Annotated in this window: 10 protein-coding genes and 1 tRNA gene; 9 read left to right on the top strand and 2 right to left on the bottom strand. The window is 72.4% G+C overall.

The window, feature by feature from the left end; genetic code table 11:
• Positions 1 to 196: 196 nt before the first annotated feature.
• Positions 197 to 1,048 carry a LysR substrate-binding domain-containing protein gene (locus HYE82_RS24585; protein WP_179176326.1) on the bottom strand — a complete coding sequence of 284 codons (852 nt, stop codon included), beginning with the start codon at positions 1,046 to 1,048 and terminating at the stop codon, positions 197 to 199.
• A 214-nt stretch (positions 1,049 to 1,262) separates the two neighbouring features.
• Here HYE82_RS24585 and HYE82_RS24580 point away from each other — a divergent pair, with 214 nt between their 5' ends.
• On the top strand, positions 1,263 to 2,351 hold the full coding sequence (locus HYE82_RS24580) for a bile acid:sodium symporter family protein (protein ID WP_179176327.1): 1,089 nt from the start codon (positions 1,263 to 1,265) through the stop codon (positions 2,349 to 2,351).
• Between the two features lie 9 nt (positions 2,352 to 2,360).
• Complete coding sequence (locus HYE82_RS24575) at positions 2,361 to 2,828, top strand: (2Fe-2S) ferredoxin domain-containing protein (protein ID WP_309144438.1); 468 nt, start codon at positions 2,361 to 2,363, stop codon at positions 2,826 to 2,828.
• On the opposite strand, the gene fdhD is transcribed toward HYE82_RS24575, so the two are convergent.
• On the bottom strand, positions 2,825 to 3,691 hold the full coding sequence (gene fdhD / locus HYE82_RS24570; RefSeq protein ID WP_179176325.1) for a formate dehydrogenase accessory sulfurtransferase FdhD: 867 nt from the start codon (positions 3,689 to 3,691) through the stop codon (positions 2,825 to 2,827). The genes HYE82_RS24575 and fdhD overlap by 4 nt on opposite strands.
• A 193-nt stretch (positions 3,692 to 3,884) precedes the next feature.
• Between fdhD and HYE82_RS24565 the strand changes: the two genes are divergently transcribed.
• The 7 genes from HYE82_RS24565 (at position 3,885) to sbnA (ending at position 14,555) form a co-directional block, all read left to right on the top strand.
• On the top strand, positions 3,885 to 4,826 hold the full coding sequence (locus HYE82_RS24565; protein WP_179176324.1) for a beta-ketoacyl-ACP synthase III: 942 nt from the start codon (positions 3,885 to 3,887) through the stop codon (positions 4,824 to 4,826).
• Between the two features lie 172 nt (positions 4,827 to 4,998).
• Positions 4,999 to 5,083 (top strand) — tRNA-Leu (locus HYE82_RS24560).
• Positions 5,084 to 5,420: 337 nt separating this feature from the next.
• Positions 5,421 to 7,958 carry a Pls/PosA family non-ribosomal peptide synthetase gene (locus HYE82_RS24555; RefSeq protein ID WP_179176323.1) on the top strand — a complete coding sequence of 846 codons (2,538 nt, stop codon included), beginning with the start codon at positions 5,421 to 5,423 and terminating at the stop codon, positions 7,956 to 7,958.
• A gap of 11 nt (positions 7,959 to 7,969) precedes the next feature.
• Positions 7,970 to 11,332: an amino acid adenylation domain-containing protein gene (locus HYE82_RS24550; RefSeq protein WP_179176322.1), complete on the top strand. Its 3,363-nt coding sequence runs from the start codon at positions 7,970 to 7,972 to the stop codon at positions 11,330 to 11,332.
• Positions 11,333 to 11,369: 37 nt separating this feature from the next.
• A complete protein-coding gene (locus HYE82_RS24545; protein ID WP_179176321.1) occupies positions 11,370 to 12,374 on the top strand; it encodes a TauD/TfdA family dioxygenase in 1,005 nt (334 codons plus the stop codon).
• Positions 12,371 to 13,444 carry a 2,3-diaminopropionate biosynthesis protein SbnB gene (gene sbnB, locus HYE82_RS24540; RefSeq protein WP_179176320.1) on the top strand — a complete coding sequence of 358 codons (1,074 nt, stop codon included), beginning with the start codon at positions 12,371 to 12,373 and terminating at the stop codon, positions 13,442 to 13,444. The genes HYE82_RS24545 and sbnB overlap by 4 nt, the downstream gene beginning before the upstream one ends.
• 103 nt (positions 13,445 to 13,547) lie before the next feature.
• Positions 13,548 to 14,555 (top strand): 2,3-diaminopropionate biosynthesis protein SbnA, encoded by a 1,008-nt coding sequence (sbnA, locus tag HYE82_RS24535; protein ID WP_179176319.1) that lies wholly within the window; start codon positions 13,548 to 13,550, stop codon positions 14,553 to 14,555.
• Positions 14,556 to 14,655: the final 100 nt, after the last annotated feature.

Raw genomic sequence — 14,655 nt, 5'->3', positions numbered from 1 at the left:
CCCCCCTCACCCCCGGCAGCCTCCGGGACCACGACGGCCTGGTGGTCCTCGGCACCTGAGCGGCAGGGCGGGGCGCCTCGGTACGGGTGCGCCCTGTGGCGGTGCGCCCCCCTGTGACGGGTGCACCCGGGCGGCCGTACGCCCGGCCCTGCCGGCCGTACGCCCGGCCCTGCCGGCCCCCGGGAGGGGGTGCGCGTCAGCCGGCGCGGCTGAGGCGGTCCGCGCCGGAGAGGATCGCCGCCGCCAGCGCCTCCGCGGGTGCCGACACCCGCTCCCCGCGGAGCAGGGCGAACTCCACCGAGCCCAGTTCCGGAAGCCCCTGCACGCGGACCAGTCCGGGCGGGATCAGCCCCCGGGTGTGCGCCATCACGCCCAGCCCCGCCCGGGCCGCGGCGATCAGGCCGTTCAGGCTGCCGCTCGTACAGGCGATCCGCCACTCCCGCCCGTCCCGTTCCAGGACCTCCAGCGCGCGGGCCCGGGTGATCCCCGGCGGCGGGAAGACAATCAGCGGAACCGGCCGGTCCGGGTCCATGCGCAGTCCCTCCGCCCCGATCCAGACCATCCGGTCCCGCCACACCAGCCGGCCCCGCTCGTCCCCCGGCCCGCGCCGCTTCGCGAGGACGAGGTCCAGCCGACCCGCGTCGAGCCGCTCGTGCAGGGTCCCGGAGAGCTCGACCGACAGCTCCAGGTCGACCTCGGGGTGCTCGTGGCGGAAGCCCTCCAGGATCTCCGGCAACCGGGTCAGCACGAAGTCCTCCGACGCCCCGAACCGCAGCCGCCCCCGCAGGCGGGTTCCGGTGAAGTAGGCCGCCGCCCGCTCGTGGGCCTCCAGGATGGTCCGGGCGAAGCCGAGGAGCGCCTCGCCGTCCTCGGTCAGCTCCACGCTGTGGGTGTCGCGCAGGAAGAGCGGGCGGCCCGTCGCCTCCTCCAGCCGGCGGACGTGCTGGCTGACCGTGGACTGGCGTACGCCGAGCCGCCCGGCGGCCTGGGTGAAGCTGAGCGTCTGGGCGACCGTGAGGAACGTGCGGAGCTGAACCGGGTCGTACACGCCCCCCATGGTGCCACGGTCATCACGGAACGCGATGGCAGTGAGAGCGGTGTACGGGTTTCCCGATGGCCCGACCTGTCCGACCATGAGGGTCGAAGCACCGCATTCCTCACCGCCGCCCGCCTGCACCGCCGCACGCCTGCACCGCCGCACGCCCCCGGTACTCCCCGCTCCCCCGCGCCCGTTCCGCCACCGACTGCAAGTGAGCCCGTACATGCGCCGCCCGCACCTCCCCTCCCGGCTGCCCCTGGACCCGTACGCAGCGGCCCTCCTCGGCACCGTCGGCCTCGCCGCCCTGTTCCCGGCCCGCGGCGCGGGCGCCACCGCCGCCGGGGGCGCCGCCACCGCGGCCGTGGCACTGCTCTTCTTCCTCTACGGGGCCCGGCTGTCCACCCGCGAGGCGCTGGACGGGCTGCGCCACTGGCGGCTCCACCTCACCGTGCTGATCTGCACCTTCGTCCTCTTCCCGGTCCTCGGCCTCGCCTCGCGCGCCCTGATCCCGACCGTGCTCACGCCGCCGCTCCACAGCGGGCTGCTCTTCCTGTGCCTCGTGCCGTCCACCGTCCAGTCCTCCATCGCCTTCACCTCGATCGCCCGCGGCAACGTGCCCGCCGCCATCTGCGCCGGCTCCTTCTCCAGCCTCGCCGGGATCCTCCTCACGCCGCTGCTCGCGGCCGGGCTGCTCGGCGGCGGCATCGGCGGGTTCTCCTCCGGCTCCGTGCTGAAGATCGCCCTTCAGCTCCTGCTGCCGTTCCTCCTCGGGCAGGTGCTGCGCCCGCGCGTCGGCGGCTTCCTGGCCCGGCACAAGGCGGTCCTCGGGTACGTCGACCGAGGCTCGATCCTGCTCGTGGTGTACACCGCGTTCAGCGCGGGCATGGCTGCGGGCATCTGGCACCGGGTCAGCGCCCTGCGGCTGGGCGCGCTGCTGATGGTGGAGGCCTTCCTGCTGGCCGTCATGCTCCTGGTGACCTGGTACGGGGCGAAGCAGCTCGGGTTCGGCCGGGCGGACCGGGTCACGATCCAGTTCGCCGGGGCGAAGAAGAGCCTGGCGGCCGGACTCCCCATGGCCAGTGTGCTGTTCGGGACCCAGGCGAGCCTGGCGGTGCTGCCGCTGATGCTCTTTCACCAGATGCAGCTGATGGTGTGTGCGGTGCTGGCACGGCGGCGCGCCCGGGACGCAGGGGCAGGGGCAGATGCGGAGACGGACGCGAACGCAGGGGCGGGGGCCGGGGCCGAACTCCCCGCCGGGCGTGTGGCGGAGGTCTCGCCCGGGCCTCAACACCCCGCGCCGCACACCCGGTAACGTGCGGCAGTGACCTGGATACGCCCGCTCGCCGCCCGTGCCGAACGCCCCTGCACCCTCGTGGTCTGCCGCGGCTGCTGCTGCGGCGACCCCCGAAAGAACCCCGGCACCGACCACGCCGGCCAGCTGCTCCGGCTGCGCGAGGCCGCCGCCGCTTCCGGGGGCCGCCTGGCCGTGCGTACGAGCGACTGCCTCGGCCCGTGCGCGCAGGCCAATGTGATCGTGGTGCAGCCGACGACCGAGGCGCGCCGGCGGGGTGCCCGCGCGGCCTGGTTCGGCTGGGCGCTGGACGACACCGCGACGGACGAGGTCATCGCCTGGGCCGAGGCGGGCGGGCCGGGCACCGCCCCGCTCCCGGCGACGCTGGACCTGCACCGCATCGACCCGCCGGCGCCGGCGGGTTCCCCCGGCAAGGGCGGCGGCGGGAACGCCGAGGGCCGTACGGGACGCAGGGGCGGAGGCCGCCGGGGCCGCTAGTGCTCCGCCGCGGCGGGGGCGTCCTGGGCGCCGAGGTCGAGGCGGTCCTCGCCGGCGTAGATGTTCATGCTGCCGCCGCGCAGGAAGCCCACCAGCGTCATCCCCGACTCCAGAGCCAGGTCCACGGCCAGCGAGGACGGGGCCGAGACGGCGGCCAGGACGGGGATGCCCGCCATGGCGGCCTTCTGGACGAGCTCGAAGGACGCCCGGCCGGACACCAGCAGCACGGTGTCCGAGAGGGGCAGCCGCCCGGCCTGGAGGGCCCGTCCGACGATCTTGTCGACGGCGTTGTGCCGGCCGACGTCCTCCCGGATGTCGAGGAGCTCACCGTCGCGGGTGAAGAGGCCGGCGGCGTGCAGGCCGCCGGTGCGGTCGAAGACCTTCTGCGCCTCCCGCAGCCGGTCCGGCAGCCGGCCCAGGAGCTCCACGGGGATCCGTGCGCCGTCGCCGACGGCCGGCGGCAGGGGGAACCTGGTGGCCGTGCGGACCGCGTCCAGGCTGGCCTTGCCGCACAGGCCGCAGGAGGAGGTGGTGTAGACGTTCCGCTCAAGGGTGACCTCGGGAAGCGGAACTCCGGGAGCGAGTCGGACGTTGACGACGTTGTACGTGTTCGAGCCGTCCTCCGTGGCGCCCTCGCAGTAGGTCACGGCCTGGACGTCCGCAGCGGAGCCCAGCACGCCCTCGCTCACCAGGAAGCCCACGGCGAGCGCGAAGTCGTCGCCGGGAGTGCGCATGGTGATCGCGAGGGGCTTGCCGTCCAGCCGCACCTCCAGCGGTTCCTCGGCGACCAGCGTGTCCGGGCGGACCCCGGTCGTCCCGTTCCGCACCCGTATGACGCGACGGCGCTCGGTGACCCGTCCCATGTGATCAGACCGCCCGTTCTCTCCTCGCGGCGCACGTCGTCGTGCCCCTGAGGTGCTCATTGTCCCGGACGAGGAGCATGCTGCGGAATCTCCAAATTCCGTAACCGGAACCTGTCGGGTCACGCGCCCACGTACCCGCCGGTAGCCGGTCAGGCTGGATGGTCCTGCAGTCGTACGAGGGGGGTTCCCGCCCATGACCGGTTCGCGCGTGGTGGCTCTGGGGCACTACCAGCCCGCGAGGGTCCTCACCAACGAGGACCTCGCCGCCAGGGTCGACACCAGTGACGAGTGGATCCGCTCGCGCGTCGGCATCCGGACCCGGCACATAGCCGGTCCGGACGAGCCGGTGGACGAGCTGGCCTACCAGGCCGCGGGCAAGGCGCTGGCGGGCGCCGGGCTGGTCCCGGACGAGATCGACCTCGTGCTGGTGGCCACCTCCACGGCGATCGACCGCTCCCCCAACATGGCCGCGCGGGTCGCCGCGAAGCTGGGCATGGGCGCCGGTCCGGCCGTCATGGACCTCAACGTGGTCTGTTCGGGCTTCACCCACGCCCTGGCCACGGCCGACCACGCCATCCGGGCCGGCTCCGCGCGGCGCGCCCTGGTCATCGGCGCGGACAAGATGACCGAGGTCACCGACTGGACGGACCGCACCACCTGCGTCCTGACCGGCGACGGAGCGGGCGCGGCCGTCGTCGAGGCCTGCACGGAGCCCGGGATCGGGCCGGTGCTGTGGGGGTCGGTCCCGGAGATGGGGAACGCCGTCCGGATCGAGGGCACGCCGCCGGTCTTCGCCCAGGAGGGCCAGTCCGTGTACCGCTGGACGACGAGCCGGCTGCCGGCGCTGGCCCGCCAGGTGTGCGAGAAGGCGGGGCTCACGCCCGAGGACCTGGCCGGGGTGGTCCTGCACCAGGCGAACCTGCGGATCATCGAGCCGCTGGCCCAGCGGCTCGGCGCCGTGAACGCGGTCGTCGCCCGCGACGTCGTCGACTCCGGCAACACCTCGGCGGCGAGCATCCCGATGGCGCTGTCGAAGCTCGTCGAGCGTGGCGAGATCCCCTCTGGCGCCCCGGTGCTCCTGTTCGGCTTCGGCGGGAACCTTTCGTACGCCGGCCAGGTCATCCGCTGCCCTTAGCCGCGACGGGTCCGGGAGCCGCGGGAAGCGGCGGGACGAGCCGCCTCGCCAGGCCCCCCGGCGGCATGCCCGCAGGTCAGCGCGCACCCCGGTGCGAATACCTGGTCGGAACCACGCCGAACTGCTGCTATTGTTGTCCATGTCGCCGCGGGAGACCGGGGCGGATCACCTGGTCCGGGTGGCGGAATGGCAGACGCGCTAGCTTGAGGTGCTAGTGCCCTTTATCGGGCGTGGGGGTTCAAGTCCCCCCTCGGACACACCACCGAAAGACCCCTGTTCATCAGGGGTCTTTCGCGTTTCCGGGCACCGGTGTGACCACCCGCGCGACCAACGGACCCGTTCGGAGCAGTGGCCTCACGGAACGGCCCGGGTCACGGAACCCGGGATCACGCAGTGTTCGCACCGGTGTGGGCGTGTCGCCCCGGTGGCGAGTGATCCGTTCCGAGTGGCAACCGGGCGCCGACGGAGTAAGACTCAAAGGGCACGACGGCCGGACCGAGCCGATGAGCTCGGGATGTGTCCGGACACCGGGTGCGGCCGTACGGGGCCGGGGGTTGTCATCTCCTCAAGGAGGAATTTCCTCAAGGAGCCCGCATGGAAGAAGAATCGGTCGAGGTCCTGACGTCCGGGCCGGAGCCATCCGCCCTCGCGGAGCCCAGCAGCACCGACCCGACGGAGGACATCGAACGAACTTTCGCCGAGGTGCTGGCCGACGTCCTCGGGGTCGACCGGGTATCGGCGGACAGCCACTTCTTCGACGACCTCGGCGCCAATTCGCTGGTCATGGCGCAGTTCTGCGCCCGGATCAGGAAGCGGTCGGACCTGCCCTCGATCTCGATCAAGGACATCTACCGTGAGCCCACGGTGCGCGGCCTGGCCGCTTCGGTGGTCGGAGACGTCGTGGTCGCCGTGGAACCACCGCCCCCGCACGAGGCGCCGACCCGGACCAGCACCGCCCGTTACGCGATGTGCGGCGTGGTGCAGTGCCTGGTGTTCCTCGGCTACTGCCTCGTCGCCGGCACGCTGACGACCCGTGGCTTCGAATGGGTCTCCGGGGCGCCGGGCGCGGGTTCCGTCTACCTGCGCTCACTGGTCTTCGGCGGCTCGCTGTTCGCCGCGCTGTGCGCCCTGCCGATCGCGGCGAAGTGGATCCTCGTCGGCCGCTGGAAACCACGGGAGTTCCCGATCTGGAGCCTGGCCTACCTCCGCCTGTGGACCGTACGCGTGCTGGTCCAGGCCTCACCGATGGCACTGCTGGTCGGCAACCCCCTGCAGGTGCTGTACCTGCGCGCCCTGGGGGCCCGGATCGGCCCGGGGGTGACGATCCTGACCCGGACGATCCCCGTCTGTACGGACCTCCTCACCATCGGTGCCGGGACGGTGATCCGGAAGGAGTCGACCTTCCTGTGCTACCGGGCGCATGCAGGTCGCATCCAGACGGGTCGGGTCACTCTGGGCCGGGACGTGTTCGTGGGCGAGAAGACCGTCCTCGACATCGACACCGCCATGGGCGACGGGTCCCAGCTGGGCCACACCTCCACGCTGCTCCCGGGGCAGTCCGTCCCGGCCGGGGCCCGCTGGCACGGCACCCCGGCCCAGCCCACGGACGTGGACTACGTCCGGGTGCCGCCGCGCCCGTGCAGCACGCTGCGCCGCACCGGCTACGGGCTGGTTGCCCTGCTCCAGCTGCTGGTGCTGTACGTGCCGCTGACCATCGGCGGGCTGTACATGGTGCTGCGGGAGGTGCCCGCGCTGGATCGGGCGCTGGCCCCCGGCACGCTGGGCTACTCCTCTTCGCTGGTCTACCTGGACGCCTTCGTGCTCGCCACGGTGTTCTTCTTCGGCGGTGTGGTCCTCAGCCTGGGCCTGCTCTACACCGTGCCCCGGCTGCTGAACCGGCTGATGACGCCCGACCGGGTCTACCCGCTGTACGGATTCCACTACGGGATCCACCGGCTGATCGCCCGTATGACCAACATCAGGTTCTTCCGCTGGCTGTGCGGTGACAGCTCGTACATCGTCCCCTACCTGCGCAGACTGGGATACGACCTGTCCAAGACGGTGCAGACCGGGTCGAACTTCGGCACCGAGGTGCAGCACGAGACCCCGTTCCTGGTCAAGGTGGGCAGCGGCACGATGGTCGCCGACGGCCTGTCCGTGCTCAACGCGGAGTTCTCCGGCTCGTCCTTCCGGGTCACCCGGGCCCAGGTCGGGGCGAGCAACTTCCTCGGCAACAACATCGCCTACCCCGCCGGGGGGCGCACGGGCGAGAACTGCCTCCTGGCCACGAAGGTGATGGTCCCGCTCGACGGCGAGATCCGCGAGGGCGTGGGACTGCTCGGCTCGCCGTGCTTCGAGATCCCGCGCACGGTGGAGCGCGACACCCGCTTCGACCACCTGCGCAGCGACCGGGAGCTGGGGGCGAACCTGCGGGCGAAGAACCGCTACAACCGGCACAGCATGGCCCTGTTCCTGGGCGTGCGCTGGCTGCACGTCTTCCTGTACACGCTGATCGGCCTGCTCACCGCCGACCTGTACGAACTGCTCGGTGAGGTGGCGCTCGCCGTCATGCTGCCGGTCGGCCTGCTCGTCACCACCCTGTACTACGTCGCGGTGGAGCGGTCCTTCACCGCCTGGCGTCCGCTGCGCCCGCAGCTGTGCTCCATCTACGACCCCGTCTTCTGGCGCCAGGAGCGGCTGTGGAAGGTGCCCGACCAGCACCTCGTGGTCTTCAACGGCACCCCGTTCAAGCCGCTGGTCTGGCGGCTGCTCGGGGTCCGGATCGGACGTCGGGTCTTCGACGACGGGTTCTCGGTGACGGAGCGGACGCTGGCCACCGTCGGCGACGACTGCACGCTCAACTTCCACAGCAGGGTGCAGTGCCACTCCCAGGAGGACGGCACCTTCAAGTCCGACTACAGCACCGTGGGCGCCGGCTGCACGCTGGGTGTCAACTCCCACGTGCACTACGGCGTGACGATGGGCGAGGGGTCCCACCTCGCCGCCGACTCCTTCCTGATGAAGGGCGAGGACGTCCCGGCGGGCGCCCGGTGGGGCGGCAACCCGGCGACCGAGACACGCGAGAACCCCCATCGGCCCGAGGCCGGCCGCCCCGCGGCCCGGCAGCGGTGAGCGGAGGCATCATGGCAGTGCACCTGGAGGGCGGCCGGGACTTCTGGCACCGCGTGCTCCTGTCCGGCGGTTCCACCACGCTGCCGCGGTGGACGCACGCTCCGGCGGCGGGGGTCGCCACCCACGAGGAGCCGGTCCCCGAGGAGGTCGCCGCCGGTCTGCGCCGCCGGGCGTCGGAGCTGGCAGTGCCGCTGACGACGCTCCTCCTGGCCGCACACGCCCGGGTGCTGGCCGCGCTCTCGGGTGAACGCGAAGTCACCGCGGGATACGTGGCGGCGCCCGGCGACCCCGTACTGCCCTGCCGGCTGGACACCGCGCCGGAGTCGTGGCGGGGCCTGGTGGCGGAGGTCCATGGGGTCGAGTCCGCGCTGCGTGAGCACGGCGGGTACCCGGTGGAGGCGCTGCGCCGCGAGACAGGCCTGCCCGGACCGTCGTACGAGACCGTGTTCGACTCCAGTGGTGAGGGCGGCGTCGGCACGGCACCGGCCGCCACCCGGTCCGCCTGCGGGCCGGAACCCGCGGAGCAGGCGGTGCTGGTGGTCGGCGCCGCGCACGCCCCGGGCCGGCTCGTCCTGCGGCTGCGCTACCGCACCGAGGCGCTGGACCCCGATTCCGCCCGCAGGATCGCCGGCTACCACTGCACCGCGCTCGCCCTGCTGGCCGCCGACCCGGACGCCGCGCACCATCCGCAGAGCCTGCTCTCGGCGGAGGAAGTGCACTTCCAGCTGGAGGAGCTGGCCGGCCCCCGGCGTGACCTGCCGGACCGTCGGGCGCACGAGCTGTTCGAGGAGCGGGTCCGGATGCACCCGCAGGCGGTGGCGGTGGTGCACGGCGCGCGCAGCTGGACGTACCGGGAGGTCAATGAGCGGGCCAACCGGCTGGGCCGGGCCCTGCTCGCCCGCGGACTGCGGAGCGAGGACCCCGTGGCGGTCGTCACGGAGCGCACCCCGGAGTGGCTGACGGCGGTACTGGCCGTGTTCAAGGCGGGCGGGGTGTACCTGCCGATCGAGCCGCACTTCCCCGCCGGACGCATCGCGGCCACGCTGGAGCGCGCACGGTGCCGGCTGGTGCTGACCACGGCCGACAGCACGGCCACGCTGGAGCCGGCGGCGGCCACGCTGCCCGGGACCACCGTCCTGTGCCTGGACACGGCCCTGGCCGAGCAGACGGACGGCCGCGACCTGGGCGTGGCCGTGGCCGGCGACCAGCTGGCCTACATCTACTTCACCTCCGGTTCCACGGGCACGCCCAAGGGCGCGATGTGCGAGCACGCCGGCATGCTCAACCACCTGCGGGCGAAGATCGACGACCTGGGGGTGACCGATTCGGCGGTGGTGGCGCAGATCGCGCCGCAGTGCTTCGACATCTCGTTGTGGCAGCTGGTCTCGGCGCTGCTGGTGGGCGGCCGGACGCTCCTGGTGGAGCAGGACGTCATCCTGGACGCCGAGCGCTTCCTCGACCGGATCGTCGAGGGCCGGGTCTCGGTGCTCCAGGTGGTGCCCTCGTACCTGGAGGTGGTGATGACGTGCCTGGAGCGGCGGCCGCGGGCCCTGCCCGACCTGCGCTGCGTGTCGGTCACCGGCGAGCCGCTGAAGAAGGAGCTCACCGAGCGCTGGTTCGCCGCCCAGCCGGACATCCCGCTGGTCAACGCCTACGGGCTGACGGAGACCTCGGACGACACCAACCACGAGGTGATGCACGGGGTGCCGCGGCAGGAGCGGGTGCCGCTCGGCCGGCCGATCGCCAACGTGCACGTGTACGTCGTGGACGAACACCTGCGCCCCGTCCCGCTGGGCGCTCCCGGCGAGATCGTGTTCTCCGGGGTGTGCGTGGGCCGCGGGTACGTCAACGATCCCGAGCGGACCGCGGCGGCCTTCCTGGACGATCCGCACCGGCCCGGTCGGCGGCTGTACCGCAGTGGCGACCACGGCCGCTGGCTGCCCGACGGGAAGCTGGAGTTCCTCGGCCGCCGGGACACCCAGGTGAAGATCCGCGGCTTCCGGATCGAGATCGGCGAGATCGAGAACACCCTGCTGCGGGTGCCCGGCGTACGGGACGGCGCTGTGGTCGTCACCGATCGAGGTGACCGGGGCAAGCACCTGGTGGCCTTCTACAGCGGGCCTCAGGAGCTCGACCCGGAGCGGCTGCGGGAGCAGCTGGGTGCCTCGCTGCCCGGCTACATGGTGCCCCCGGTTTTCCAGTGGCGCGAGAGCCTGCCGCTGACGGCCAACGGCAAGACCGACCGGAAGGCGTTGACGGCGCTGGCCACGGAGCTCGCCGATCTCGCCGACGCGGGCGGGACCGGGGAGGGGTACGCCGTACCGGCCACGCCCACCGAGCACCGGCTGGCCACCGCCTGGGCCGAGGTACTCGGCGTGCCGCAGGACCGGGTCGGGCGGATGGACCACTTCTTCGACCGCGGCGGCACCTCGCTGGCCGCGGTGCGGCTGGCGATCGCCCTGGACCGGGCGGTCTCCCTGAAGGACGTCACCCGCTGCCCGGTGCTTGCCGACCTCGCCGCGCTGGTGGACGAGCGCTCCGGGCAGACGCCCGCCGGCCCGCCGGCCGGCGAAGGCGGGCCGCTCGGGGCACGGGCCGCCGGGATCGCGGGGGGCGTGCTGCTCCAGACGCTGTCGCGCCCGGCGGACAGCCGGGCCGGCGCCCTGGTGTGCATCCCGCCCGCGGGCGGGAACGCGGTCAACTTCCTGCCGCTGGCCCAGGCGCTGCCGGGTGGCGGGCCGGCGGTGCACGCGGTGGAGCTGCCGGGGCACGATCCGGCGGCGACCGGGGCGGAGCCCCTCGCGCCGCTCTCCGAGGTGGCCGTGCAGGTCGCCGACGACATCCGCCGACAGGGGATGTCGGGCGTGCTGCTGTGGGGGCACTCGTCCGGCGCGGCGCTGGCCGTGGCGGTGGCGCGACTCCTGGAGGAAGCCGGCACGCCCGCCCGACACCTGTTCATCGGCGCCCAGTTGCTCGGGAGCGCAACGGAGCGACGCTCTGCCGCAGCGGAGTTGGAGCAGCAGAGTGACGCGGTCATCGCCGCCCGGCTCACCGCGGGCGGCTCCGGAGGAACGCCGGCGCCGGGCGCCCGGCAGGCCGAACGCACGGCCGCCGCCTACCGGCACGACTGCGTGAGCGCCCACCACTACTTCGCCGACCTGGTCCAGTCCCCGCCGGCCGACAGGCTGGCCACTGCGGTGACGGTCGTCGTCGCGGCCGACGACCCGTACACGGCCGGGGCCGCGCTGCGGCACCGCGACTGGGGTGTGCTGGCCCGGCGGGTGGAGCTGTACGAACTCACCGACGGCGGCCACCACTTTCCACGGACACGTCCCCTGGAGACCGCGAAGGCCGTCCTGCACGCCACGCAATGACCGGCTCACGTCGAGCCGCCACCGAAAGGAGAGCCAGATGGCGTCCTCATCCCCGACGTCACTTCCCGATCCGGAACTGCACCCCGGGCGACCACCGGTGCTGCAGGTCGAGATCGACGACGAGGCCCCGCAGTGGGCAGCCCGGCACCGGGACGCGTTGCGCGCCGTGGTCGCGGAGCACGGCGCACTGCTGGTCCGCGGCCTCGGACTGCGTGAACCGGCCGTGATCGGCGAGGTGTTCCGCGGCCTGGCCGCGGAGCTGATGGCCGAACGCGAGGCGTTCGCGCCCCGCAAGGACCACGGCGGCGGGGTGTACTCCGCCACGCAGTGGCCGACGAACCAGCCGATGTGCATGCATCACGAGCTCAGCTACCGGGTGGAGTTCCCGGCCCTGATGCTCTTCGCCTGCCCGACGGCGCCCGCCACCGGCGGCGCCACCGCGGTGGCCGACGGGCCGACCGTGCTCGACGCCCTGCCGGCCGAGTTGACCGAGCGGTTCGAGCGGGAGGGCTGGCTGCTCACCCGCAGCTACAACGACGAGATCGGGGCATCGGTGGCCGAGGCCTTCGGCACCGAGGACCGGGCCGCCGTGGAGGCGTACTGCCGGGCCCACGCCATCGAGTTCGCCTGGCAGCCCGACGGCGGGCTGCGGACCCGGCAGCGGCGCAGCGCCGTGGTGCGTCACCCCGTCAGCGGCAGGCGCTGCTGGTTCAACCAGATCGCCTTCCTCAACGAGTGGACGCTCGCCCCGGAAGTGCGCGAGTACCTGGTGGACGTTTACGGCCCCGAGGGCCTGCCGTTCAACACGCGCTACGGGAACGGCGACCCGATCGGCGAGGACGCGGTGCAACTCCTGAACAAGATCTACGAGCAGGAAACGGTGCGTGAGCCGTGGCACTCCGGTGACCTGCTGCTGGTGGACAACATCCGCACGGCGCACAGCCGGGAGCCCTACGACGGTCCGCGCGAGGTGCTCGTCGGCCTGGCCGACCCGGTCCACCTGGCCGACTGCTCGCCCACCGTGGAGGTAACCGCACGATGACCGGTACGTCGTCCCCCTCCGCTTCGGAGACACCGGCCGAGGCCGCGCTGACCGTGCCGCCCTTCGCCGTGGTCCCGGGGATCCAGGTGGAGCAGGTGCTCCGGGGCCGCGAGAAGCACCTCGTGGAGCTCGTCGAGGCCACCTACCGGCTGCACAGTGCCGGCCACTCGGTGAACCCTCCCTCGCAGTTCCTGCGCTTCCCCGACCGTCCTTCCTCCCGCATCATCGCCCTGCCCGCCTCCCTGGGGGGAGCGGCACCGGTGGACGGGCTGAAGTGGATCTCCAGTTTCCCGGAGAACGTGAGGGTCGGCATTCCCCGTGCCTCGGCCGTGCTGATCCTCAACGACCACGCCACCGGCTACCCGTTCGCCTGCCTGGAGAGCTCCGTCATCAGCGCCAGCCGGACCGCAGCCTCGGCGGCGCTGGCCGCCGACAGGCTCAGCCGGGGCCGGCCCCGCCCCACCCGGGTCGGCTTCTTCGGCGCCGGACTGATCGCCCGCTACATCCACACCTTCCTGGCGGCCACCGGCTGGTCCTTCGACGAGATCGGGATCCACGACCTGTCGCCCGAGAGCGCCGCCGGGTTCCGCTGCTACCTGGAGCAGTCGGACACGCCCGGGCAGATCACGGTGCACAACACCGCCGAGGAGCTCATCCGCTACAGCGACGTGGTGGTCTTCGCCACCGTCGCCGGCACCCCGCACGTCCACGACCCCTCGTGGTTCTCGCACAACCCCCTGGTGCTGCACGTGTCGCTGCGCGACCTCGCACCGGAGATCCTGCTCGGCTCGACCAACATCGTCGACGACGTCGAGCACTGCCTGAAGGCGGACACCTCGCCCCATCTGGCCGAGCAGCTCACCGGAAACCGCGAGTTCCTGCACGGCACGCTGACCGAAGTGATGACGGGGCAGGTCGTCGTACCCGCCGACCGGCCGGTCATCTTCTCCCCCTTCGGTCTCGGGGTGCTCGACCTCGCAGTCGGCAAGTTCGTCTACGACGAACTGGAACGGTCAGGAGAACTGCACTTCATCGAGGACTTCTTCCACGGCCTGCGCCGTTACGGATGAACCGCAACCGGACGCAGTCGCCTCGCACAGGACAGCACGTCCGCTGACACAGGGTCCCCCGATCGGGAGATGAAGAACCCTGCCGAGGATGAGGAGGGCAACCGTGCCCGTCATATCCCGTCCCTACGACTTCAACGAGGAGCAGCTCTACGTCGACCTCCGGCCGATGTTCGGGCAGCCGCTCTTCCTGAAGTGCGAGGGATTCAACTTCGCCGGCTCGATCAAACTGAAGGCCGCCATCGAGATGGTGGAATCCGCCGAGCAGGAGGGCCTCTTGCACGAGGACTCGATCATCGTCGAGTCCTCGTCGGGAAACCTCGGCGTCGCCCTCAGCATGATCGCGGCGAGCAAGGGCTACCAGTTCCTCTGTGTGACCGACTCACGCTGCAACCTGCCCACCCGGCTGATGATGGAGGCACTGGGCAGTGAGGTCCGCGTCATCTCCCAGGAGGGCCACGCCGGCGGCTTCCTCGGTGCCCGGCTGGACTACGTCCGGGCACTGTGCGCCTCCGACGAGCGGTACGTGTGGTTGAGCCAGTACACCAACCCCGGCAACTGGCGGGCCCATTACCGGCGCACCGCGCCGGCGATAGCGCGCCGGTTCCCGGCGCTGGACGTCCTGTTCGTCGGGGCCGGCACCACCGGCACCCTCATGGGCTGCGCCCGGTTCTTCCGGGAGTGGCACCGACCGGTGCGCATCGTCGCCCTGGACGCCGTGGGGTCGGTGTCCTTCGGCGGCGAGCCGGGCCGGCGGATGATCCCGGGGCTGGGCATGAGCGTCCGGCCCCCGCTGCTGGACGAGACGTTCGTGGACGAGGTGATCCGGGTCGAGGAGGCGGACACCATCCGGGCCTGTCACCGTATGGCCCGCAAGGGCTTCCTCTTCGGCGGTTCCACCGGCACGGTGGTCAGCGGCGCCACGAGGTGGCTCGCCGCTCACGACACGCGTGACCTCACCGCCGTGGCACTCGCCCCCGATCTGGGCGAGCGCTACCTGGACACCGTCTACCAGCGCAACTGGCTGCATGCCCTGTACGGCGAGAGCGTGCTGGAGGAGGAGGGGACGCCTGCCGCCGGCGAGCTCCCGCAGGGGCTGGCCGCGGGCTCCTGAGGAGTCCCGGGCCGGACGGCACGGAACCGGGAAGACCCCCGCGATCGCGGGGGTCTTCCCGGTTCGGGACGCGGGCGGGTGGGGAGGTGTTGTGGAGGTC

It is taken from the genome of Streptomyces sp. BR123 (assembly GCF_013401435.1).
Taxonomy (GTDB): Bacteria; Actinomycetota; Actinomycetes; order Streptomycetales; family Streptomycetaceae; genus Streptomyces.
Note: the sequence above shows the minus strand (reverse complement) of the source record. Positions and strands in the feature narration are given on the sequence as shown.